Origin of the sequence: Paraflavitalea speifideaquila, from assembly GCF_032395985.1 — a bacterium.
Classification (GTDB): Bacteria; Bacteroidota; Bacteroidia; order Chitinophagales; family Chitinophagaceae; genus Paraflavitalea; species Paraflavitalea speifideaquila.
The window spans coordinates 1,494,712-1,518,488 of record NZ_CP135920.1 but is presented as its reverse complement, the minus strand read 5'-3'; the positions used below and the strand labels follow the sequence as shown (position 1 = coordinate 1,518,488).

The following is a 23,777-nucleotide window of genomic DNA, read 5'->3' as shown; positions in this document are numbered from 1 at the left end:
TTTAAAAAATGCTTTCATTGCGAACTGTCGGGCGCGGGATTTATATCGATCCGGATGATATAATTGACCTTGAAGCAGATGGCAGCTATACAAAGATCAGTTTACAGAATGGCGAACAACATTACCTGTCCCAAAATCTTGCCTCTTACGGGCGTCAGTTGGATCCTGATCTGTTTGTACGTATACACAAATCTCGCATCATTAATTTGAAGCATTTGAAGGAGGTAAATCAATACGAAAGTTTTGTAGAAATGAATGATGGCCGTCAGTTCACCATTTCACGCAGGAGCAAAGACCATTTTGTGGCACTCTTAAAAAAACACACCGTTCGTGAACCCCTCAATACCGTCTATAAATCCGTTTCGCTGCCCCTGTTCTATCCTTTAAATTTTTATTGGTTATTTGCTGCTCTAAACAAAAATGGGCTTATATGAAAATCCGTTTGTATGGCATTTTACTGCTTATGTTATTTTTATGTACATCAATTCTTTATTCCTGTTCCAAAGATGGTAATCCAAGTTCCCCGGAAAAAACTCCTGAACAGATATTGACGGGTGTTTCTTGGAAAATTGACGAGATCAGAAGCCAGATAGGTAATATTCCATATTCCTATAAAAGGGGCAGTCCAAATCATGAGCTGGACAATGAATATATTACTTTCAGAAATGATCATACCGGCACTTATGTAGCACCAAATGGCACACAATACCAGATTAGCACATGGAACTTTGTTGATTCTCCCAAAACCAAACTCCAGTATACTATTGCGTTTTCAACGCCCCTGGTGGTTAATTGGGAAATTATGGCAATGAAGCCTGACAATATTAAATATGGCGAATATCATGTTTCAAAAGATGGTCCCTCTTTGGCCTATGCTACACGTATCCCAAGGTAAAGCAGCCCGAAAAGGTACTTCTCAATAATTAATAATACTATCCTTCTAAAGATCCACAATATAATGCGGATCTTTAGAAGGATAGTATTATTTGCACTGACAGTTATCTATGAAGTGTTTTTAGTACTACTACGATTAAAGAATGTTGTTACTTGGTTCGACAATCTGCCGGCGGACTCCGCTAAAAAGGAAGCCGTCTCCTATGTTAGCAAAAACATGGAGGCAGCCTCAATTATTTATGGGGGCTTTTAGTTCGGTATGGCAGGTGTGTATACATTGATCTAATACCTGCTTTGCAAAAAGGACCTCAGTGCTTCATAGTTGGCCTCTACCAGGTGGCTTTGTTTATCCAGGGTTATCATGTCCTGCACCACGGGAGGTAAGGGAATGGTCTCTCCTATTACAGGTTCTACTACATCATAAAACTTCACAGGATGGGCAGTTTCCAGGAAAATGCCTTGCTGACCAGGATGCTGCCCCAGGTATCTTTGAAGGGCCAGGTAAGCCACGGCACCATGGGGATCGGTGAGGTAGTGGTATTTTTCATATACTTTTTTGATGGTCGTTTTGGTTTCCTCGTCTGTTATGGAATAACTGCTCAATACATTTTTCAAGGCACCAAATTCCTGGTGGAAAAGCTCCAGTATGCGCACAAAGTTGCTGGGATTACCCACATCCATGGCATTTGATAAAGTAGGGACTGCTTGTTTGGGTTGGTATTGGGCCCCTTCCAGGTATTGGGTTACCACATCATTGGCATTGCAGGCGGCAATAAAGTGTTTTACGGGCAATCCTGACCGATGGGCCAGGAGACCAGCACAGATGTTTCCAAAATTACCGCTGGGCACACAAATAACAGGTGGATTCTTTTTATCGTTCCATTGCTTCCAGGCCAGGGCATAATAGAATTGTTGGGGCAGCCAGCGGGCTACGTTAATAGAGTTGGCGGAGGTAAGAAATATATTGCTGGTGAGTAGTTCATCAGCAAAAGCCTGTTTAACCATGCGCTGGCAATCATCAAAGCTTCCTTTTACTTCCAGCGCCTGGATATTTTTCCCCAGGGTGGTAAGTTGTTTTTCCTGTACGGTGCTTACTTTACCTGAGGGATAGAGGATCACGACTTCCACCCCGGAACATCATAAAAGCCATGGGCCACGGCTCCACCTGTATCGCCAGAGGTTGCTACCAGTACCACCACTTTACCTTTTTGCTCCCGGGCAAAATATCCCAGGCAGCGGCTCATAAACCTGGCACCTACATCTTTAAAAGCTAAAGTAGGCCCATGGAATAGTTCCAGGGAATAGACAGGCTGCTGTACAGCTACCAGTGGTATGGGGAAATTGAGGGTTTCCTGCACAATGCGCTCCAGCTCTTCATCGGGCATGGCGCCTGCCACATAAGGCTTTATTAACCGGAGTGCTATTTGTTCGTTGGTGTACTGCTCAATATGATCAAAGAAAGGTTGTTCAATTTGGGGAATATGCTCCGGAAAATACAATCCTTTATCCGGGGCCTGTCCTTTGATGGTGGCCTCTTTAAAATCAACGTCGGGCGATTGTTTATTCAAACTATAATACCGCATATAAGAATTACTGATTATTAATTATTGATTATTGGGCTACAAAGCTTTCGTCCCTAAAGGGACGGAATACAACGAGCTGCCTGTTGAGCAATCTTTGCAGCTCCCCCTTTATTCACTATCGGCTACAAAGCTTTCGTCCCTAAAGGGACGGAAAACAACGAGCTGCCTGTTGAGCAATCTTTGCAGCTCGCCCCCTTTATTCACTATCGGCTACAACTTTCACGCCTTCATAACTGATGGTGGTTACATAGGTTTTAAAATCTATGCCCAGTTTTACATACACTTCGGTCATTACGTACTCCACTTGTTGTGCGGTGCTTTCCTCGCGGCTTAGCATAAAAATAGACGGCCCGGAACCTGAAATACCACCGCCCAGGGCGCCTGCTTCCTTGCTGTATTTTTTACTTCGTCAAACCCAGGTATGAGTATGCTGCGCACGGGCTCTATGATCACATCTTCCAATGACCGGCCAATAAGGCCATAATCGTTCTTCATAAAACCGGCTACCAAACCAGCTATATTGCCCCACTGCTTGATGGCACTTTTCAATTGTACTTCTTTGCGCAGTATCTGACGGGCATCGGAGGTTCTTACTTCAATCTGCGGGTGAACTACTGTTACATACAAAGGTGGTGCGGTTAGCTGTACGATGTCCAGCGGAAAAATAGAACGAATCAGGGTAATACCACCATAGATGGCAGGCGCTATATTATCAGCATGTTTTACACCGCTGGCCACCTTTTCGCCATTCATGGCAAACCGCACGAGGTCTTCATTGGAAAGATATTACCTAATAGGTGATTGGCGGCCACCACAACACCCGCCGAGCTGGCAGCACTGGAACCCAATCCGCTACCCGGTTTTATGCGTTTATCGATGGTGATATCAAAACCGGGGGCATCGGTTACTTCTTCCAACATGGCCAGGAGGGCAGCGCCTGCCACATTCTTTTCGGGCTCTACGGGCAGCTGATAGCCATCGGTGTGTTGAATGACAATGCCTGGTTGATCGCGCAGGCGTACCGACATAAGGTCCTGGGGGCGATGGAGGGCCATACCCAACACATCAAATCCACATACCAGGTTGGCTACGGTGGCTGGAGCAAACACTTTTACACCGGCTAGCTTACCACGGGACGCTGAATGAGGGGATAATTTATTTCCTACTTGTTCTTTCATCTTAAGATTTTTAAAGCATTTTAGATTTGAAGGTGAGCCGCCCTTCAGCACTGCATTACTCTACGGCAGGGCGACCCACCTTTAATGGCCGAAGGGAAGCCGCCCTTCAGCAATGCAATGCTCTACGGCAGGGCGACCCACCTTTTAATGGCTTAATGGGCTGCCCGGATGATATCAGCAAAAACACCAGAAGCGGTTACTTCGGCACCTGCGCCGGCTCCTTTCACCACAAGGGGTTGCTCTGCATAACGATTGGTGTAGAACAATACCACATTGTCTTTCCCGTACAGGTGATAGAAATCATGCCGGGGATCGATATGCTGCAACCCTACGGTGGCTTTACCATTCTCATACTTTGCTACAAACTTCAACTTTTTGCCAGCTTTCACGGCCTCTTCATACAAGGCGGCAAAATGAGCTTCCTGTTTAGCCATCTCTTCATAGAAATGATCCACGCTACCCTGCATACAGGAAGGAGGCATAAAGGTGGTATTGGTGATATCGTCCATTTCGAGTCTTTCGCCAGTTTCGCGGGCCAGGATCATAATTTTACGCATCACATCGGTGCCGCTAAGATCAATCGTGGGTCGGGTTCGGTATAGCCTTCGTCCTGAGCTTGTTTCACGACCCCGGCAAAGCTTTTCTGTCCATTATAATTGTTGAATACAAAGTTCAGGGTTCCACTCAACACGGCTTCAATCCGATTCACCACATCACCGCTGCGTAACAGGTCATTCAAAGTACCTATCACGGGCAGGCCGGCTCCTACGTTGGTTTCAAACAGGAATGCGGCATTGTATTCCCTGGCCAGGTCCTTCAGTTTTTTATAATAAGCATAGGCTGAGGAACAGGCTACTTTGTTACAGGCCACGACGGAAATGCTCTTTTCAATAGCTGTGCATAGCAGGTAGCTACCTGGTCATTGGCAGTCACATCGGTGAACACGGAATTACGCAGGTTCTTTGAGCGCACAATTTCCATGAACCTCTTTAACTGCATGGCTTCACCGCGCTCCAGTTCTTCCTTCCATTTGGAGAGGTTGATGCCTTCATCATTAAATACCATTTTACGGCTATTGGCAATTCCAATCACACGCACCTGTAATCGCAATTGTTCCTGCAGGTAGGATTGTTGTTGTTGCAATTGGGATAATAACTTGCTTCCTACATTCCCGGCTCCTGCTATGAACAAGTTGACTTGTTTATAGGTGGTTTCAAAGAACTCTTCATGCAATACGTTGATGGCTTTCTTTACATCCACGGCGGCGATGACAGCCGAGATATTGCGTTCGGAAGAACCTTGTGCGATGGCCCGGACATTCACGCCATTGCGCCCTATGGCGCCAAACATTTTGCCACTAACACCCGGATGGCTTTTCATGTTATCGCCCACCAGGGCAACGATGGACAGTCCCGGTTCAACCAGGAGTGGTTCTACTTTCCCGGTTTCGATCTCATAAGCAAAGGCTTTATCTACTGCCGCTTTTGCATCGGCGGCCATTGCTTCATCAATACCAACGCAAATAGAGTGTTCAGAAGAACCCTGGGTAATCAGGATCACATTGATCTGCTCTGTAGCCAGGGCTTCAAAGAGTCTTTTGGAAAAACCGGGAATGCCTACCATGCCAGGCCCTTCCAGGCTTAGTAAAGCTATTTTATTAATGCTGGTAATACCGCGGATATTATTGCCATTTTTCTTCGATCCTACGTTTTCGATCACGGTACCATGTGCATCGGGCTCAAATGTGTTTTTGATCCATACAGGGATACTCTTATTCATGACGGGTTGGATGGTGGGCGGATAAATCACTTTGGCGCCAAAATGGGATAGCTCCATGGCTTCCTGGTAAGAGATATGAGGAAGTGCTTTGGCATTTGGCACCAGCCTGGGATCGGCGGTCATCATACCGCTTACATCGGTCCAAATTTCCAATACTTTAGCATCTAATGCGCTGGCGAGGATGGCAGCGGTATAATCGGACCCTCCCCTTCCCAAGGTAGTAGTAAGCCCTTCGGGATTGGAAGCCACAAAGCCAGGCAATACAAAGAGGTTTTCGGATGCAGCAGCAAAGTAGGTACGGATATTAAAATCGGTTACGGGAAAATCAACGGCAGCGAAGCCGTGGTTGGAATCGGTAATAATGAGCTCTCTGGCATCTTTCCATACGGCATCGGTACCGGCGGCTTTGAGGCGGGCGGTAACAATTTGTGATGAGATCAGTTCTCCAAAGCTTACGATACGATCGCGGGTGCGATCGGATAATTCGCCCAGGAGGAAAACACCATTACAGATGTCTTCTATTTCATTACATCGTTGTTTTACCCAGCTTAAAATACTGCTTTGTTTAGCTACGGGTACCAGGGCCTTCACAGCTTCAATATGCCGGTGTTCGATGGTGGCCAATACTTCTTTATAGGATTCGTCGGCCAGGGCAGCCAGGGTTCCTGCCTTTAACAGGTTATCGGTTACGCCGCCAAATGCGGATATTACTACCAGGGTTTTATTGTGTTGTATTATTCTTTGAAGAATAGCTACTACTTTATTGATATTATCGGCATTGGCAACAGAAGTGCCACCGAACTTTAAGACCTGCATATCGAGTATGATTAGTTGATTATAAGTTATTGATAAATAGACTATACCAGTCCCAGGTACGATCAGCTAAAAGCCCAAATGGTAATATGGAAATGTACAACCCTTAGCGGGTCGTAATTGTAGTAGTCGTTGTTGTAGCCGTAGTAGCTACAGAGGAGGTGGAGGAAATGATATGTACGTGTGCGTGTACCACTTATTAAACAGGTGATCAAATATACGCAATTTAGCAATAACAAGTGTTAGTTTCCAATGTTTCTGGAAAATTGGTCTACAGAATGAGTAGGGAATAGTGAGGGGCGTGCAGCCAGCGGGGAGTGGTGAGAGGCGTGGGGCTGGTGGTGCGGGGTGAGATACGCGTCGTGAGTAGTAAGTGGGTATTTGCTTTGCTGGTGCTTGAAAGGCTGGTATTGATCTTTTTGGGTTCTTGATTTTTCATCGTACTTTCATTCCCCATTTGTGTTGCTGCTTGTTATATGTATCAATTGATTATTGCCTAAAATACATTCCATATGGACCATCAGTCGACGAGAGGACTGCAGCAATTTAAGAATTACGTTGGTATTAAATTCCAGCTCTACAACAGCCTTTTTACATCACTTCCATTTCACCGTATTGAGAAAACAGGGATCCTGTTATCGCTATTATTAAATAATTGTGAAGAGGGCTATAAGCATAAGTTAAGCCCTACTCAGATCATTGAAGAATTCTTTGAAAAGCATACGATCTACCAGAAAGACCAGGACCGTTGTGATCTGTTGTTCCGGTTTATTCAATATGTGGAGCGTCAGGTAGTATTGTTTGATGCGCTGGAGGATGCTTCTTTCCGGGAAGTACAGGACATGAATGGCATTGGAACGCTTAAATACCTTGAGTCGGAGGTAATACAGGAAGGGGCGCAGGATAAACTGGCTGAAAAGTTGAAAGATTTTTCGATACGGATGGTATTGACGGCGCACCCGACGCAATTTTATCCGGGTACGGTATTGGGTATCATCAATGACCTGTCCAGAGCATTGGCGGACAATAATGCCAGTCAGATCAATATGTACCTGCAGCAATTGGGCAAAACACCCTTCTTTAAAAAGCAGAAGCCTACTCCATTTGATGAAGCGATCAGCCTGGTATGGTACCTTGAAAATGTGTTCTATCCTGCGGCTGGGCGCATTGTAACTTTCCTGAAGAACCAGTTTCCCCAGGTGGTACCAGATAATAACCCCATTATTACGATGGGTTTTTGGCCCGGGGGTGACCGGGATGGGAATCCTTTTGTAACAGCAGATACTACGCTTAAGGTGGCGGACCTGTTGCGGGGAAGCATCATTAAGTGTTATTACCTGGATGTACGGCGGCTGAAACGTCGCCTCACCTTTAAAGGAATCGATACGATACTGGCTGAGCTGGAAAAACAGCTATACAATAATATCTTCATTCCCGGTCAACGTACGGCGCTTACGAAACAAGGTATCCTGGACGAGTTGTACAAGATCCGTGAAATACTTACGTATCAACACAACGGGTTGTTCCAGCACCTGGTAGAGAACCTGATCAATAAGATCCAGGTATTTGGATTGCACTTTGCATCGCTGGATGTACGGCAGGAAAGTTCGGTCCACAATACGGTATTGGAAGCAATTGCTGCCAAAGAACAATTAATACCGGCCAATTATGCATCGTTATCTGAGCATGACAAGATCAATACGCTCACGAATTTAACGGGCACTGCGCATGCTGATCTTTATGAAGAAGGTGTTATTAAGGATACGCTGCAAAGTATTACTGCTATTAAGAGTGTTCAGGAATACAATGGACCAGAAGGGTCCAATCGCTACATCATCAGCCAGAGTAACAGTGCGCTGAACATCATGGAAGTTTTTGGCCTGTTCCTGTTGAGTGGCTGGACGAAGGACAAATTGGATATTGACATTGTTCCGTTGTTTGAAACGATTGACGACCTGGAAAGAGCTGCGGGGATTATGGAATCGCTGTATAAGAATGAGGTTTATCGTCAGCATGTGCAGCGCCGCAATCAGCGGCAAACGATCATGCTGGGCTTTTCGGATGGTACGAAGGATGGGGGTTACTTAATGGCCAACTGGAGTATTTATAAAGCCAAGGAGGAACTTACGAGCATATCGCGCAATTATGGCATTGATGTGGTGTTCTTTGATGGCCGGGGCGGCCCTCCTGCACGTGGTGGAGGTAAAACGCATAAGTTCTACTCCTCGATGGGTAACAATATTTCTAATAAAGAAATACAGCTTACGATACAGGGGCAAACGGTAAGTTCTAATTTTGGAACGGTAGATTCGGCGCAGTTCAATATTGAGCAGTTATTAAATGCGGGGATCTCCAACTATGTTTTTCGGCTAAAGAAAAGACGCTGCAACAGGATGATGAACAATTGCTGAAAGAACTGGCGGATGAAAGCCTGGAGGCCTACACTCAGCTCAAGAATCATCCTGATTTTCTTAATTACTTATCGCATATCAGTCCACTGAAGTTTTACAGTGAAACGAATATCGGCAGCCGTCCGGCTAAACGGGGCAGTTCGTCTAAATTATCCTTGAAGGACCTTCGTGCCATTCCTTTTGTAGGAGCCTGGAGTCAGTTGAAACAAAACGTAACGGGTTATTATGGTGTGGGCATGGCCTTGCAGGCATTGGATAAGAAAGGTAAGCTTCCTGCCATCAAGCAGCTGTATAAGAATTCGCAATTCTTCAAAACGCTGATCGACAACTGTGAGATGGCGATGAAGAAATGCTTTTTCCCGCTTACTGAATACTTATCGAATGACGCACGTTATGGGGAGATCTGGAATATGATCTTCCAGGAATATGAGTTGACGAAGAAATACATTTTCCAGCTTTCGGGGAAAAATGAATTGATGTATGATTACCCGGTAGAGCAAACGTCTATTACAACACGCGAAAGGATCGTATTGCCGCTGACGACGATCCAACAATATGCCATGACGCGTATCAGGCAGTTGGAAGAGCAGCAGGCGCCTGCTACGCACAAAGAAATCTTTGAGAAGCTGGTGATCCGGTGTTCGTTTGGTATCATCAATGCGGGGCGTAATTCGGCTTAGGCATAACACTTACAAAACTATACAGCAGGTGTCTCCATTGCAGGGGGCACCTTTTTTGTTTTAAGGCATTTCGCATTAATTGTGGCAGGGGCGCCAGGTGCCCGCTCAGTCTTTGTGAAAAGTGGCTGTTTTGGGGTTTGTCGCTATTAGCATACGCTATCCATAGGGAAGGTATACTGAAGCTATGGAGAAGGCATACTGAAGGGATACGGATTATTGATTACTGATTATTGATTATTACTCGTCAATTACTGGTTGCTTCGTACTTTCTCCTTTCCTTACTATTGTTGGCAGCTTGCTGCTGTCAGGCTGTCTTCCATTGGCTCCTGGCAAACATACAACACAGGGTATGCCAAATCCAAATGTGTAATTGTCGATTCGGTTATTTTTGGTCGAAAGCGCTATAAATCGACGTAATTGACGTCGATTTATAGCCGAAACGACATAAACCGGCAATGGGGTATTGGAAATGGGTACCTGGAAGTTGTATGTTTGTGTTGAACAGATCGACTGTGTGGACGGGGCCCCTAAGCACGGTTGATGGTAGAAGAAGTGTTGTGCAACACTGAATACAAGCTACGAGCGGCGAGCTTCGAGCTACGGGCTTTTAGGTTGTATGTGTGAGCGGTTAGCTTTTAGTTGTTAGGTTTTAGCATGTAGGAGTTAGCTGTAAACAAATTAGCTGTTCGTGGTTAGTGGTGCTGTTGGTTATTAACTACCACTGAGGGCTATTGCCACTGGTTATTCATTTTTCTGTACTGATGGACATCTCCGGTGAACGCCAGCCACTTATTAAAGCGAGATAGCAATCAGGAATGCAAGAAGGTGATGACGAGGATTTGGTTGATAGTTTTTAGCGATCGGCATAAACCAGTAACCTGGTTGAATAAATCTATTTTTTAACATTCAACAAATAAGGCTGCCTCCCACCGGGAGACAGCCTTATTTGTTTTTATTCCTTGGGGTTGTTTTTCAAAAAGGGAGACACCGGTCGCCCGGTGCCTCTCATTCTTAACAAAACAACACTAAACTCCTATGTGACTGTAAATAGCTCTGTGGAAAACAAGTGATCGTTGATGAAGATCCTACAGTTTGTGTTTTGTTGTAAAAACGGCTGATGAAAGTACCAGGCAATATTATTAATCAGTTATACTTAGAAATGATAAGCCAGTGCCAGCACGAAGCTGCCTGTTGATTTAACAGCCTCGCCATTTTTCTTTGAAAATACAGGGTACCACCGGGGGTAATTGTATTGTCTACTTTATCTTTTGCATTGTCAAACCTAAACTCTGGAATGATGGTCAGGTTATCAATTTTGAAATTAGCCGATAAAGTGGGGACAAAGAAACTAGTACCCAAGCCATCTACACCCAATACATTTTTCTTGTTATCGAAATATTCGGTGCGCAATGTTAAGCCAAACCAGTTAACAGGGTCTACATTGAGGTAGAGGGCAGCGCCATACCAGTTTTCGGAATCGCTCCATTTGTCAGTGGCATCTTTTGCGCTTCTTGATTGCAGTGATCCATTAACACCCAGGCTAAACTTGTCGGAAGCGGCATAGGTTGCAACTACATCATATTGGGACAATCGGGCTTTTTCGGCATATTTACCTCCCTGGTAGTTGAAGAAGGCTTTTAACTTACCATCTTTGGAACCGGTAGAGAACTGGCCAATAAACATTTTAGGGCAGCGCTGGCGCTTTTAAAATCGGTAGGGTTAGTAATACCCACCATTACGGCGCTGGTTCCACCCAGGCTGATATCGGCCTTTACACCTGTATGAAAGAAGGGACCATAAGAGAAGAGGTAGCTCATGCTGTAGTTCCTATTGAGATAGGCATCCAATACTTCATAGCCTACATGGGTGCCCCAGCTACCCATGGTGAATTTGATCTTATCGTTTACCGCATAGGTAAGATACAATTGCTTGATCACCACGGTTGATTTATCGTCTTCGCTGGCTTGCTCATTATAGGAGAATTCCTGTCCTCTTTTACCAAAGCCAAGGTCGGCAACGAGGCCTACTTTTCCGATGGAGTGTTCGGCTTTGAGGGAGATCATGCCCAGTTCGAAAGAATTGTGTGAATTGGTGAAACTGGTTTTATTGTTCCAAGGTTTCTCTTTGAAATTGTTGAAGTTGTATCTGTAGTATACATCAGCGGAACCGGAAAGGTTAAAATTGGATTTTTTGTTGAATCTTGCGAGAAAGCACACGTAGAACAGGCCACACCTATGGCCAATACAGAGAATTTTCTTAACATTGTTAAAGATTTTAAGTGTTAAAAGGAAAGGGTACGGCGGAATGAGCTTGTGTCAGAAGCTTATTTAGATGCTGTACCTTTTTCTTAATGTCCGCTCTCCACTAGTTTATCTTCCATTTTTCCATTATCGTGCACAAGCAAAGTACCCTGGAGGTATTTTTCGTTGTGTTGGGTAGCATCCAGACCGAGTTCTTCTTCTTCGGAAGATACGCGCAGGGGCAATATGAAGTTGATGAATTTGAAGATGATGAAGGACATGCTGAAGCTGAAGGCAACAGAAATGATCATGCCTTTGAATTGTGTCCACAGGAATCCTGCGTTACCCAACCACAAACCATCCGCACCCAGTCCGTTTACGGCTTTGGTAGCAAATACGCCTGTCAGCAGCATACCTACCATACCACCTACGCCATGGCAGGGGAAAACGTCGAGGGTATCGTCGAGCTTAGATTTTTGTTTGTAGTAGACTACAATATTGGATACGAGGGCTGCGATGACACCGATGGTGATGCTTTGTGGGATGGCTACAAAACCGGCAGCGGGGGTAATGGCTACGAGGCCTACCACAGCACCGATACAGAAGCCCAGCACGGAAGGTTTTTTACCTCTTAATACATCAAAGAACATCCAGGATAAACCAGCAGCAGCGGCAGCTGTATTGGTGGTAAAGAAGGCAGAAACGGCGAGGCTGTTAGCGCCTAAAGCGGAGCCGGCGTTGAAGCCAAACCAACCGAACCAGAGCAAACCGGTACCGATCAGTACATAGGGAATATTGGCAGGAGGTATTTCCTTGTGTTCCATGTGTACTTTACGGCGTTTCAGTACGAGTACGCCAGCGAGGGCTGCACAACCAGCAGAGATGTGAACGACGGTACCACCGGCGAAGTCGAGTACACCCATTTTGAACAGGAAGCCTTCAGAGTGCCAGGTCCAGTGTGCGAGGGGCAATATACCAGCAAGCTAAACAGGGCGATAAACAATATATAAGAAGTAAAGCGAATACGTTCAGCTACGGCGCCTACAACCAGGCCTGGGGTAATGATGGCAAACATGAGCTGAAACACGGCAAACAATGATTTTGGAATGGTTCCCCAGGGTTCGCCGGAGGCTACTCCCTTGAAGAATAAGTGTGTGGAGGGGTTACCGATCCATCCGCCCTGGGAATCGCCGAAGGCGAGGCTGAATCCAACAACTATCCACAAAACGCTTACTACACCAGCGGCGGCTACGCTCTTGATCATGGTGGAAATCACGTTTTTACGATGTACCATACCACCATAGAAGAAGGCAAGTCCAGGGGTCATTAAAAACACAAGGGCTGACGCGACCAGCACCCAGGTAATGTCGGCATTGTTGTAAGCCCCTTTTGTGTCTACATAATCAGGAACGGCGGGGATAAAGATCGCAATGACCGCTACGGCTGCCAAAACGAGGAAAGGCGCCACCTCTTTAAAGGTGATTTTTTCATACCAGTTGATTTTAGTTGTTAAATTAAGAATGAGTTGCATGTGTTACTGTGAATGTAATTTAGCATTTTTTTGCCTGTTCTTGACCACAGCACATATATGCATTTATTTATAATATTATTGTATTACAGCAGTTTTATGGGTTGAAACAATTATCCCACCTGAATTATAGAGAATTTCGAATATGGAAATAGAAAAAGCTGTCGTTTTTGGACAGCTTCTAAAAAATAAATTTTTAAAAAGGTAAACAAAGTCTCTACACTCGCATTATTGCTGGTATAATGACTCATTTACCAATATAAAATTACCGGTATGCGTGTTTGTGCACCCTAACGTGTATACATAACACAAAAGCCACCCACCTCATGGTGAATGGCTTTTTCAGCACTCTATGTTGTTTTGTTAAACGGCCATGATGATATTCTGGTCTCTGCTTTCCAGGAGGGATACGCCACCGCTCAGGAATTCATCCACTTTCCGGGCGCATTCGCGCCCTTCGCTAATGGCCCAAACTACCAGGCTTTGCCCACGGCGAACGTCGCCAGCAGCAAATATCTTCTGGATATTGGTTTGGTAGGCTTTTTCGGTGGCGCGCACATTACCCCGTTCATCCAGTTCCACACCCAGCTCATTGACCAGGCCGTCATGTTGGGGATGAACAAAGCCCATGGCGAGTAAAGCCAATTCGCAAGGAAGTTCGCGCTCGCTGCCGGCTACTTCTACGAATTGAGCGGGGCGGCCATCTTCGGTGATCTTCCATTCCAGGTCCACCACTTTCAACGCTTTTAAATTACCCTGCTCATCACCCACAAATGATTTGGTGGCAATGGCCCAGTGACGCTGCGCTCCTTCTTCATGAGAAGAAGATACTTTAAGGGTCATGGGGTAAGTAGGCCAGGGCATAAAGGTAGTTCTGCCTTCAGGCGGTTTGGGTAACAGTTCAAATTGGGTAACGGATAATGCTCCCTGGCGATTGGAGGTACCTACGCAGTCGCTGCCGGTATCACCTCCCCAATAACTACCACATTTTTACCGGTGGCGAAAATATCTTCGGAGAATATATTGCTTTCAATGGTTGGATTGGCCAGGGGATCCTTGCCAGCATTGCGCTTATTCTGTTGCTTCAGGAAGGTCATGGCATAATGAACGCCTTTCAACTCTCTGCCAGGAACAGGCAGGTCTCTTGGAACGGTAGAGCCTCCAGCAAGAACGATGGCATGAAACTCACGCAGCAGGTCATTGATGCTTACATTCACACCTACGTTGGCATTGCATTTAAAAGTAACGCCTTCTTCTTCCATCAATTGGATGCGGCGGTCGATCACCCACTTTTCAAGCTTGAAATCGGGAATGCCATAACGCAAAAGTCCACCTGGTGCATCATCGCGCTCAAATACGGTTACGGTATGACCGGCATAGTTGAGCTGGGCTGCTGCCGCTAATCCTGCAGGACCTGATCCTACTACGGCTACTTTTTTACCACTGCGCACGTTGGGCTTGCGTGGTTTTACAAAACCTTTATCGAAGGCTATCTCTATAATATGTTTCTCTATTTCTTCAATGGCTACAGGAGGCTGATTAATGCCCAACACGCAAGCGCTTTCGCAGGGTGCAGGACAGATGCGTCCTGTAAACTCGGGGAAATTATTGGTAGATGTCAGGATATCATACGCTTCTTCCCAGCTCTTGCGATAGATGGCATCATTGAATTCGGGGATCACGTTACCCAGGGGGCATCCGCTGTGGCAAAATGGAACGCCGCAATTCATACAGCGGGCGCTTTGCTGGTTCAGCTTTTCTTCACTGAAGCGTTCTACAAACTCGTTGTAATTTTTTACTCTATCCTGCACTGGCAATTTGCCTGGCAACTCTCTCGTAAACTCTAAAAACCCGATGGCTTACCCATTGTATTTTATAGTTTATTGTTGTTAGTCTAAGTTGTTTATAGTCGTTGATCATGGCATTACTTACCTGCCTGTACGGGTGCTTTTTTGCCTGCAGTACTTTCTTATAATCTGCCGGGAATACTTTCACAAAGTTCTTCAGCTGATTTTCAAAATCATCCAGTACAAACCTGGCAATGGTACTACCGGTATAAGCGTAATGCTTCATGATCATATCCTGCAATACTCTGGCGTCATCGGCATCAACGGGATCGAGGTCGACCATTTCGCGGTTGCAACGATCGGCAAACTGGGCCTTCACATCGTATACGTAAGCGATACCACCACTCATACCTGCGGCAAAGTTGCGTCCTGTTTCTCCCAATATTACGACGGTACCCCGGTCATGTATTCACAACCATGATCGCCGGTACCTTCTGTTACTACGGCAGCACCTGAGTTACGCACGCAGAAACGTTCGCCCGCTTTACCACGGATATAGGCTTCACCAGCGGTGGCGCCATAAAAAGCGGTATTACCGATAATAATATTTTCTTCGGGTACATAAGAGGCTTGCCGTGGAGGATATATAATGAGCTTTGCACCGCTTAATCCCTTACCAAAATAGTCATTGGCATCGCCTTCCAATTCGAGGGTAACACCCTTGGTATTGAATGCGCCAAAGCTTTGTCCTGCGGTACCAGCCAGGTTAAAGTGGATGGTATCGTCGGGTAAGCCGGCTGCTTTGTATTTTTGGTGATCTCGTTAGAGAGAATGGTACCGATGGTTCTATCGGTATTCTTTACTGTAAAGGAAGCCGCTACGCGCTCTTGCTTTTCCAGTGCCGGTTTGGCTGCTTCCAGCAATTGCCAGTCGAGCACATTAGCCAATCCATGATCCTGTGCTTCCTGGTTATACAAACCGGTGTATAAGGAAGCGGGTTCTTTATAGAGGATGGGTGACAGATCTAATTTGCTGTATTTCCAATGGGTGATATTGTCACGCATTTCGAGGGTATCAACCTGACCGATCATTTCATTTACGGTGCGGAAGCCCAGCTCGGCCATGATCTCACGCAGCTCCTGGGTAATGTATTTGAAGAAATTTACCACATGATCTGCATTACCAGAGAAACGCTTGCGCAGTTCGGGATCTTGTGTAGCTACTCCTACGGGACAGGTATTGAGGTGACACTTACGCATCATGATACAACCTTCAACCACCAAGGCTGCGGTGGCAACACCCCATTCTTCGGCACCCAGCAAGGCAGCAATAGCAATATCCTTACCGGTCTTCATCTGACCATCGGCCTGCAATACGATACGGCTGCGCAGTTTATTTTTACCAGGGTTTGATGTGCTTCGGCCAATCCCAATTCCCAGGGCAGGCCTGCATGTTTAATGGAACTTACGGGTGAGGCACCTGTTCCTCCATCGAAACCAGAGATCAGTACTACATCGGCCTTGGCTTTGGCCACACCGGCAGCAATGGTACCTACACCGGCTTTGGAAACCAGTTTCACGTTGATGCGGGCAGCACGATTGGCATTCTTCAGATCGAATATCAATTGGGCCAGGTCTTCAATGGAATAGATATCGTGGTGTGGAGGTGGTGATATCAAACCCACGCCTGGGGTTGAGTGACGTGTTTTACCAATCCAGTCGTCTACTTTATGGCCAGGCAATTGTCCACCTTCACCAGGTTTGGCACCCTGTGCCATTTTGATCTGGAGTTCGTCAGCTTCGGTGAGGTATTGGCTGGTTACACCAAAGCGGGCAGAAGCTACTTGCTTAATGGCGCTGCGCATGGAATCGCCATTCTCCATCAGTTCATACCTTCTTTCATCTTCGCCACCCTCGCCGGTATTGCTCTTACCGCCCAGGCGGTTCATAGCAATGGCCAAGGTAGTATGGGCTTCCCATGAGATAGATCCAAATGACATGGCGCCGGTAGCAAATCTCTTATAAATGTTCTCTGCGGTTTCTACTTCATCAATTGAAATAGCCGGGCGATTGCGTTTAAAACGGAACAGGCTTCTAAGTGTGCAGGCTTTTTCGCCCTGGTCATTAACCAGTTTGGTGTATTTCTTAAAGGTATTGTAATCACCCATCCTGGTTGAATATTGCAGGAGGTGGATGGTTTGGGGATTGAAGAGGTGGAATTCGCCTTTGCGTTTCCATTGGTACACACCGCCTACAGGGAGGCGATTGACGGGCACATCTTTGCGGGCAAAGGCAAAAGTGTGTTTGGCGAGTGTTTCTTTGGCTATTTCATCGAGGCCCATTCCTTCAATACGGGAAGTGGCGCCGGTAAAGTATTTATCAACGACTTCTTTATTAAGACCAATGATCTCCAGAATCTGTGCACCCTGGTAAGATTGCAGGGTGGAGATACCCATTTTGGAAAATACTTTCAGCAAGCCATCATTTACGGCTTTGATGTAGTTCTTCTTCAGGTGATCTGCATCGAGTGTGGTTTCCATCTTACCGGAGAGTTTCATATCGCGTATGGAAGACAATGCGAGGTAAGGGTTGATAGCGGTAGCGCCAAAGGCGAGTAAACAGGCAAAATGGTGTACTTCCCAAACATCGCCTGCTTCTACCACAATACCTACCTGACCACGCAATCCTTTGCGTATAAGGTGGTGGTGGATGGCGGCGGTAGCTAGTAAGGAAGGTATGGGTGCGTGTTCGGAATCAATGGCCCTGTCCTGCAGGATCAATACTTCAAAGCCATCCTGTGCTGCATCGACTGCGTAGCGGCAGATACGGTCCAGTGCTTTTTCATGGAACCGGGATTGCCATCGGCCCTGAAATAACATTGGAGGGTTTTGGCCTGGAAGATACCGGTATCTATACTGCGAATGCTTTCGAGTTCGTGATTAGAAAGAACGGGGTGCTTGAGCGCCACGGTATGGCAGCTTAGGGGATCTTCTTCCAGCAGGCTACCATTGTTGCCTACAAAGGTGGCCAGGGACATGACCATACGCTCGCGGATGGGATCGATGGGCGGATTGGTAACCTGTGCAAACAATTGTTTGAAGTAGCTGCTGAGGTGCTGGGGTTGATCGCTCAATACAGCCAGGGGTGTATCGGTACCCATGGAGCCGATGGGTTCTTTGCCATCAATGGCCATAGGCGCAATCAGGGTATCCAGGTCTTCGGTTGAATAACCGAATGCTTTTTGGTATTTGAACACCTGCTCATGTTCCAGGTGGGTAAACATGACTCTTGGCTCGGGCAATTCATTGAGCCTGATCTTATATTTATTGAGCCACTCGGCATAAGGTTTTTGTGAGCAGATATTGCGTTTGAGTTCACCATCGCTGATGATACGTCCTTGCTCCATATCTACGACAAACATTTTACCAGGCTGCAGGCGTCCTTTTTCTTTGATAAGTGTGGGGTGAATGGGCAGTACGCCTGTTTCGGAAGCCATGATGACCCGGTCGTCGGTAGTAACGCAGTAACGGGAAGGGCGTAAACCATTTCTATCGAGGGTAGCGCCGATGATCTTTCCATCTGTAAAAGAAATAGAAGCGGGACCATCCCAGGGCTCCATCATAGAGGCATGGAATTCATAGAAAGCCTTCTTAACGGGATCCATTTCTTCATTGCCATCCCAGGCTTCGGGTATCAGCATCATCATTACATGTGGCAATGACCTGCCGGTAAGGGCCAGTAGTTCTATTACATTGTCGAGGCAGGCAGAGTCTGACTGACCTTCGGTAACGATGGGCAGGAGCATTTCCATTTCTTCCTTACTAAAATAAGGAGAAGCAAAGCCAGGCTCACTGGTCTTGAGCCAGTTGAGGTTACCCTGCAAGGTATTGATCTCACCGTTATGAGCAATAAAGCGGAAAGGCTGGGCCAGTTTCCAGGAAGGGAAGGTATTGGTAGCAAAACGAGAGTGCACGAGACCAAAAGCACTTACTACCCGCTTATTGGTAAGATCGGGGAAGTAAGGGCGTACCTGCATACTGGTCAATTGTCCTTTATAGACAACTGTTTTATAAGACATAGAAGCGATGTAAAAACCTATCGCATCTTTCTTAACGGTATTGGTAATGGTATGACTGGCATAATTGCGCAGTACAAACAGCTTACGTTCAAAATCGTCGGGATTGGTAATATGATCGGGGCAGGCAATGAATACCTGTTCCATTTCTGGTTCTACGCTAAGGGCAGTAGATCCGATACCATCGGGATTAACAGGCACTTTGCGATAAGCGAGGATCTCGAGGCCCAACTTTTCGGCTGTGCGGTTAAATATATCGCGGCATTCTTCGCGTAAACGTATTTCGCGGGGAAGAAGATAACACCTACACCATAACGACCGAAGGGAGGAAGTGGCACGCCTAACTTAATACACTCGTCGAAGAAGAATTCATGCGGTGTTTGGATCATGATACCAGCGCCATCGCCTGTATTGCTTTCGCAACCGCAGGCACCACGGTGTTCCATGTTCTCCAATACGGTAAGTGCGTCGGAAATGTGTTGATGAGATTTGTGGCCTTTGATGTTTGCTACGAATCCTATTCCACATGCATCGCGTTCAAAAGAAGGATGATAGAGACCCTGATTGCTTGCCATGAAAAGAAGCTTTGATTTGAAAATTTTCAATAAAACCCACGTTTTCCATAGGAATTTTCAATATGGCAGCAAGCAACGCTTTAAAAATACAACAAAAAAGAAGGAAAACCGTAGATACATACAATTATTTTCCACACTAACGCTTGCTAGTCTATTAATAAAATGTTATCTAAATCATAAATATTTGTGTTTTTTGATGGGGATGGCTGTTTTTAATGGATACTTACAATTTTAATATATCATTATAGTACCACGTTTATCCATAACGTCGTAAAATACTATCCGCAAGTAAATATTATTTTTATTTCTACTTTTACAAATACTACTAAAAACCTTGTTTTTGCGGCCCCGCCTACCCTTTTAATGGCAATGCCGCTCTCCCGGTGAGAAAGTGGCATTGGCTCCACCGGCCAGGCGGTTATTCGCATATCGTTCTACATAAAACAGACCGCATTTGGTATAGCTCACCTGGATATCAAAATGAGGATCGTTATTGTTTAAAGCCAAGGCAATGGATAGGCGTTTGGCTTCATGGCGGAAAAAGGCATAGGGCTTCCAGGCATCGGTAAAAGCGCCGGTAGGCGCAGCAAGGGTGGCATGAACCTGTGGTATGTACACTTGTTTTCCTTATATTTGGAAAGGTCAACGTTTTTGCTACGATCTTCTTGCCATTCTTAACCAAAGCCCCTGCTATGCTAACGAACGAGCTACTGAATGGCTATTGTCCCGATTCCCATACCTGGGACGAAATGTATGATACGGGCGCTGTACGCCAGCAATACAGCGGCGTAGTAGACTTCCTCCAACATTTGAGTATAGAAGAATTGGGTAAAAAGAAGAGCAAGCCAAAAGGCTGTTCATGACCCAAGGGATCACCTTTACAGTATATAATAGTGGAGAAGGCATAGAAAAGATATTTCCCTTTGATATTATCCCCCGCATCATAACAGCCGCAGAATGGAACTATATTGAAAAAGGTATTCAGCAAAGGCTGAAAGCGCTCAACCTCTTTCTGAAGGATGTATACCATGAGCAGTTCATCATTAAAGATGGCCTGGTGCCATTATCCATTATCTATAGTTGTCCGCACTTTTTGCGAGAGATGATGCGCTTCCCGGTGCCTTATGATATTTATGTACACATTGCAGGCATTGACCTGATCAGGGATTATGATGGCAGTTTTTATGTGCTGGAAGATAACCTGCGCACGCCCAGTGGGGTCAGCTATATGCTGGAGAACCGGGAGATCACGAAACGTATCTTCCCGGACCTGCTGCCGCTGATCAATGTGCGCAGTGTGATGGAATACCCCAATATTCTGCACAAGAACCTGGTATCGATGGCGCCGCGTCAAAACAGCAATCCTACAGTCGTATTGTTATCGCCAGGCATTTATAATTCAGCCTACTTTGAACATACTACGCTGGCACGGATGATGGGGATTGAACTGGTGGAAGGCAGGGACCTGGTGGTTGACAACCACCGGGTATATATGAAAACCACGGCTGGCCTGCAGCAAGTGGATGTCATTTATCGCCGGGTAGATGATGATTTTCTGGATCCGCTTGTATTCAATGCTTCCAGCGCCTTGGGGTATCGGGTATTATGAGCGCTTACCGCAAAGGCAATGTGGCCATTGTAAATGCAGTGGGCAATGGAGTGGCGGATGATAAAGCAATATACTCCTATGTACCCGCCATGATACGTTACTACCTCAATGAAGAACCCATCCTAAAAATGTACCTACTTACCAACTGGGTAATATAGAAGAGCAGGAATACGTGTTCAAGAACATGAACAAGATGGTGATCAAGAAAACGAATGAGAGTGGCGGTTACGGTATGCTCATGGGACATACAGCTTCTGAAAAAGAGATCCTTGATTTTCAGGCAGCTATTTTGAAAGATCCCCGGCAGTTCATTGCGCAACCTACCATTAGTTTATCTTCTGCCCCCTGTTATATGAATGGAAAATTACAGCCCCGCCGGGTCGACTTACGTCCCTATGCCTTGTGTGGCCCCAATGGTATCCGGATTGTACCTGGTGGATTGACGCGGGTGGCATTGCGGGAAGGGTCGCTGGTGGTGAATTCATCACAAGGGGGCGGTAGTAAGGACACGTGGGTGCTGACGGTTTAATTTGAGAATGCGATAATTTGAAAATTTGAGCATGCGTTTGCTTCGTTAAATGCCCAATGTTTGGAGGAAACAACTAATCAAAACCATCAACTGATACATGCTTAGTAGAGTAGCTGATAGTTTATTTTGGATGAACCGGTACATGGAACGTACGGATGGCATTTTGCGGATGTTGAAGACGAACTATGCCTTATCGCAGGATGATCTGCAATATTTTTCGTGGCAACCGGCATTAAAGATCTTCACGTATTTATCTGATGAAGAAGCCGCCACGATTGCCTGCCAGGGTAGAACGGTATTGCAATACATGGTTTCTGATAAAGAGAATCCCAATTCGGTATTGAATATCGTTACGCAGGCCAGGGAAAATGCACGCAGTGTACAGGACCATATCACGAAAGAGCTCTGGCAATGCCTCAATGACTTTTATCATACGGTACGGGATGAACAATTATTAGAATGGCTGTATAAAGAGGACCCCATTACTGCGCTGGATATCCTGATCAAACAGGGATTGTTGTTTTACGGCACTTCGGATATAACGATGGCGCGGGGAGAAGGTTATAGCTTTATGAATATTGGCCGCTTCCTGGAAAGGGCCATACAAAGTGCCGACATCCTGGATGTAAAATTCAGTGACAGCAAATTCGACTTCTCGAATATTACAGATACTACTTACTGGCGATATTTGTTATTGTCTATTTCGGGCTATGAACTTTATCTCCGGAATTACTCGGGTGGGTTTGAAGCGCGGCGGGTGGTTGAACAAATTGTACTCAACAATCATTTTCCCCGTTCGGTGATGTATTCTATTGACCAGGTAAGCCGGTATTTTGAGCGGCTGCAAAGTGAGCAAACGACTACAGCTTATAATAGCATTGATTTTATGATTGGCAAAGTGAAAAGCCGGGTACGGTATTCTACGCCGGAGAGTATTATGCAACAAGGCTTACATGAATTTTTAACAGGCGTAAAGAATGAACTATATGGGATAGGAACGGCGCTGAGCCAGCATTACTTTGCCTATAGCTGATAACAGGAAGCAGAATAAAGTTATTTTTGTTCATTGAACGACCAGAAAACTGATTGTAATTCATGCCAAGATTTAAGATTCACCACGTTACCAGGTATAGTTATGAAGTGCCTGTAATAGATAGTGCCAACCAGATCATGTTGTTTCCGCTGGAAGATGATTTTCAGGATGTTTTAAAACATGAAATTCTGATCACAGGAGAGCCGGCTATGGACCTATATCATGATTATTATGGTAATAAGGCAGGCTCTTTTATGTATACGGCCTCGCACAAGGAGCTGGTCATTGATGCCCGGATGGAGGTAGTGACGCAAGAAAGAAAGTTACCAGTAGAAAGCCAACCCAAAGAGGAACAGTGGAATAATCTGCTATCGCTCGCTTACAATATTCCTTATATTGACTTCCTGAAGCAGGAGAAATTCAATGTACTACACGAAGTGCAGGCAATAGCCAATGCAGCCGAAAGCCGGCAGGTAGGTGTATTGGAAGCAGGATACAGGTTGAATGAATACGTGTATAAAAATTTCCAATACATAAAAGGGGTGACCACGGTAGAGACGACGCTGGATGAAATATGGCAGTTAAAGGCAGGGGTATGCCAGGATTTTGCGCATATCTTACTGGCCATGCTGCGGATGATCGATATTCCGGCACGTTATGTAAGTGGCTATGTATGCCCTAACCGCAATGGTATGCGGGGGGAAGGAGCTACGCATGCCTGGGTAGAAGCTTATATCCCTTTCTATGGCTGGCTGGGATTTGACCCTACGAATAACTGTATTGCCAATGAACTGCATGTGCGATTGGCCGTGGGCCGTAGCTTTATGGATGTATCGCCCGTGAAAGGTACTTATAAGGGAACTGCCAATCACCGGCTGGATGTGGGGGTGTCGGTGGCGTATGAGGATGGGATAACACAGAATGATGTAGCCACGATACTTACTCCGCAACCCGTTGCCGCTTCCAATGGGGAGTCTACGAATTCGTGGCGCAGGCATATGGAAATGATGCAACAGCAGTAGAGCTTCGAGCTGCGAGTGACTACAGCTTCGAGCTGTGAGCGG

Annotated in this window: 19 protein-coding genes and 5 pseudogenes; 8 read left to right on the top strand and 16 right to left on the bottom strand. The window is 45.9% G+C overall.

What is annotated here, in order from left to right; translation table 11 throughout:
- Positions 1-17 precede the first annotated feature (17 nt).
- The gene (locus tag RS881_RS10640; protein WP_315821058.1) at positions 18-434 is read left to right on the top strand and encodes a LytR/AlgR family response regulator transcription factor; all 417 of its coding nucleotides are present in this window, start codon (positions 18-20) and stop codon (positions 432-434) included.
- Entirely contained in the window at positions 431-895 is a 465-nt protein-coding gene (locus tag RS881_RS10635) for a hypothetical protein (protein WP_315821057.1), read from the top strand. The genes RS881_RS10640 and RS881_RS10635 overlap by 4 nt, the downstream gene beginning before the upstream one ends.
- Positions 896-1,176: 281 nt before the next feature.
- On the opposite strand, the gene thrC is transcribed toward RS881_RS10635, so the two are convergent.
- From thrC to RS881_RS10595, 8 genes and pseudogenes are all read right to left on the bottom strand, one after another.
- Complete coding sequence (gene thrC, locus RS881_RS10630) at positions 1,177-2,022, bottom strand: threonine synthase (RefSeq protein WP_315821056.1); 846 nt, start codon at positions 2,020-2,022, stop codon at positions 1,177-1,179.
- Positions 2,010-2,477 carry a PALP domain-containing protein gene (locus RS881_RS10625; RefSeq protein WP_315821055.1) on the bottom strand — a complete coding sequence of 156 codons (468 nt, stop codon included), beginning with the start codon at positions 2,475-2,477 and terminating at the stop codon, positions 2,010-2,012. The genes thrC and RS881_RS10625 overlap by 13 nt, the downstream gene beginning before the upstream one ends.
- Before the next feature lie 196 nt (positions 2,478-2,673).
- Positions 2,674-2,814 (bottom strand): hypothetical protein, encoded by a 141-nt coding sequence (locus tag RS881_RS10620; RefSeq protein WP_425476346.1) that lies wholly within the window; start codon positions 2,812-2,814, stop codon positions 2,674-2,676.
- Positions 2,808-3,230, bottom strand: a complete 423-nt coding sequence (locus tag RS881_RS10615; protein WP_315821054.1) for a homoserine kinase — start codon at positions 3,228-3,230, stop codon at positions 2,808-2,810. Before RS881_RS10615 ends, RS881_RS10620 begins: the two co-directional genes overlap by 7 nt.
- Complete coding sequence (locus RS881_RS10610) at positions 3,227-3,655, bottom strand: GHMP family kinase ATP-binding protein (protein ID WP_315821053.1); 429 nt, start codon at positions 3,653-3,655, stop codon at positions 3,227-3,229. Before RS881_RS10610 ends, RS881_RS10615 begins: the two co-directional genes overlap by 4 nt.
- Before the next feature lie 152 nt (positions 3,656-3,807).
- Positions 3,808-4,364, bottom strand: a pseudogene (locus RS881_RS10605) (homoserine dehydrogenase family protein).
- 143 nt (positions 4,365-4,507) lie between these two features.
- Complete coding sequence (locus RS881_RS10600; RefSeq protein WP_315821052.1) at positions 4,508-6,250, bottom strand: aspartate kinase; 1,743 nt, start codon at positions 6,248-6,250, stop codon at positions 4,508-4,510.
- Between the two features lie 268 nt (positions 6,251-6,518).
- Complete coding sequence (locus RS881_RS10595; protein ID WP_315821051.1) at positions 6,519-6,686, bottom strand: hypothetical protein; 168 nt, start codon at positions 6,684-6,686, stop codon at positions 6,519-6,521.
- Positions 6,687-6,759: 73 nt separating this feature from the next.
- Here RS881_RS10595 and RS881_RS10590 point away from each other — a divergent pair, with 73 nt between their 5' ends.
- Positions 6,760-8,658 (top strand): phosphoenolpyruvate carboxylase, encoded by a 1,899-nt coding sequence (locus tag RS881_RS10590; protein ID WP_315821050.1) that lies wholly within the window; start codon positions 6,760-6,762, stop codon positions 8,656-8,658.
- On the top strand, positions 8,652-9,338 hold the full coding sequence (locus RS881_RS10585; protein ID WP_315821049.1) for a phosphoenolpyruvate carboxylase: 687 nt from the start codon (positions 8,652-8,654) through the stop codon (positions 9,336-9,338). Before RS881_RS10590 ends, RS881_RS10585 begins: the two co-directional genes overlap by 7 nt.
- Positions 9,339-10,481: 1,143 nt before the next feature.
- Here the strand turns inward: RS881_RS10585 and RS881_RS10580 are convergent.
- From RS881_RS10580 to RS881_RS10545, 8 genes and pseudogenes are all read right to left on the bottom strand, one after another.
- On the bottom strand, positions 10,482-11,021 hold the full coding sequence (locus tag RS881_RS10580) for an outer membrane beta-barrel protein (RefSeq protein WP_315821048.1): 540 nt from the start codon (positions 11,019-11,021) through the stop codon (positions 10,482-10,484).
- Positions 10,976-11,554, bottom strand: a complete 579-nt coding sequence (locus RS881_RS10575; protein WP_315821047.1) for an outer membrane beta-barrel protein — start codon at positions 11,552-11,554, stop codon at positions 10,976-10,978. The genes RS881_RS10580 and RS881_RS10575 overlap by 46 nt, the downstream gene beginning before the upstream one ends.
- 131 nt (positions 11,555-11,685) lie before the next feature.
- Positions 11,686-12,905, bottom strand: a pseudogene (locus RS881_RS10570) (ammonium transporter).
- A 564-nt stretch (positions 12,906-13,469) separates the two neighbouring features.
- Positions 13,470-13,970 carry an FAD-dependent oxidoreductase gene (locus tag RS881_RS10565; RefSeq protein ID WP_315821046.1) on the bottom strand — a complete coding sequence of 167 codons (501 nt, stop codon included), beginning with the start codon at positions 13,968-13,970 and terminating at the stop codon, positions 13,470-13,472.
- An 80-nt stretch (positions 13,971-14,050) separates the two neighbouring features.
- The gene (locus tag RS881_RS10560) at positions 14,051-14,917 is read right to left on the bottom strand and encodes a glutamate synthase subunit beta (RefSeq protein WP_315821045.1); all 867 of its coding nucleotides are present in this window, start codon (positions 14,915-14,917) and stop codon (positions 14,051-14,053) included.
- Positions 14,907-15,658 (bottom strand): annotated as a pseudogene (locus RS881_RS10555) (GltB/FmdC/FwdC-like GXGXG domain-containing protein). The gene RS881_RS10560 and the pseudogene RS881_RS10555 overlap by 11 nt, the downstream one beginning before the upstream one ends.
- Positions 15,559-19,542 (bottom strand): annotated as a pseudogene (gltB, locus tag RS881_RS10550) (glutamate synthase large subunit). Before gltB ends, RS881_RS10555 begins: the two co-directional pseudogenes overlap by 100 nt.
- A gap of 360 nt (positions 19,543-19,902) precedes the next feature.
- Entirely contained in the window at positions 19,903-20,160 is a 258-nt protein-coding gene (locus RS881_RS10545; protein WP_315821044.1) for a hypothetical protein, read from the bottom strand.
- A 74-nt stretch (positions 20,161-20,234) separates the two neighbouring features.
- Between RS881_RS10545 and RS881_RS10540 the strand changes: the two genes are divergently transcribed.
- From RS881_RS10540 to RS881_RS10515, 4 genes and pseudogenes are all read left to right on the top strand, one after another.
- Positions 20,235-20,405, top strand: a complete 171-nt coding sequence (locus tag RS881_RS10540; protein WP_315821043.1) for a hypothetical protein — start codon at positions 20,235-20,237, stop codon at positions 20,403-20,405.
- Positions 20,402-21,680, top strand: a pseudogene (locus tag RS881_RS59275) (circularly permuted type 2 ATP-grasp protein). The gene RS881_RS10540 and the pseudogene RS881_RS59275 overlap by 4 nt, the downstream one beginning before the upstream one ends.
- A gap of 97 nt (positions 21,681-21,777) precedes the next feature.
- Complete coding sequence (locus RS881_RS10520) at positions 21,778-22,713, top strand: alpha-E domain-containing protein (protein ID WP_315821039.1); 936 nt, start codon at positions 21,778-21,780, stop codon at positions 22,711-22,713.
- A gap of 62 nt (positions 22,714-22,775) precedes the next feature.
- Positions 22,776-23,735: a transglutaminase family protein gene (locus tag RS881_RS10515; protein ID WP_315821038.1), complete on the top strand. Its 960-nt coding sequence runs from the start codon at positions 22,776-22,778 to the stop codon at positions 23,733-23,735.
- Positions 23,736-23,777: the final 42 nt, after the last annotated feature.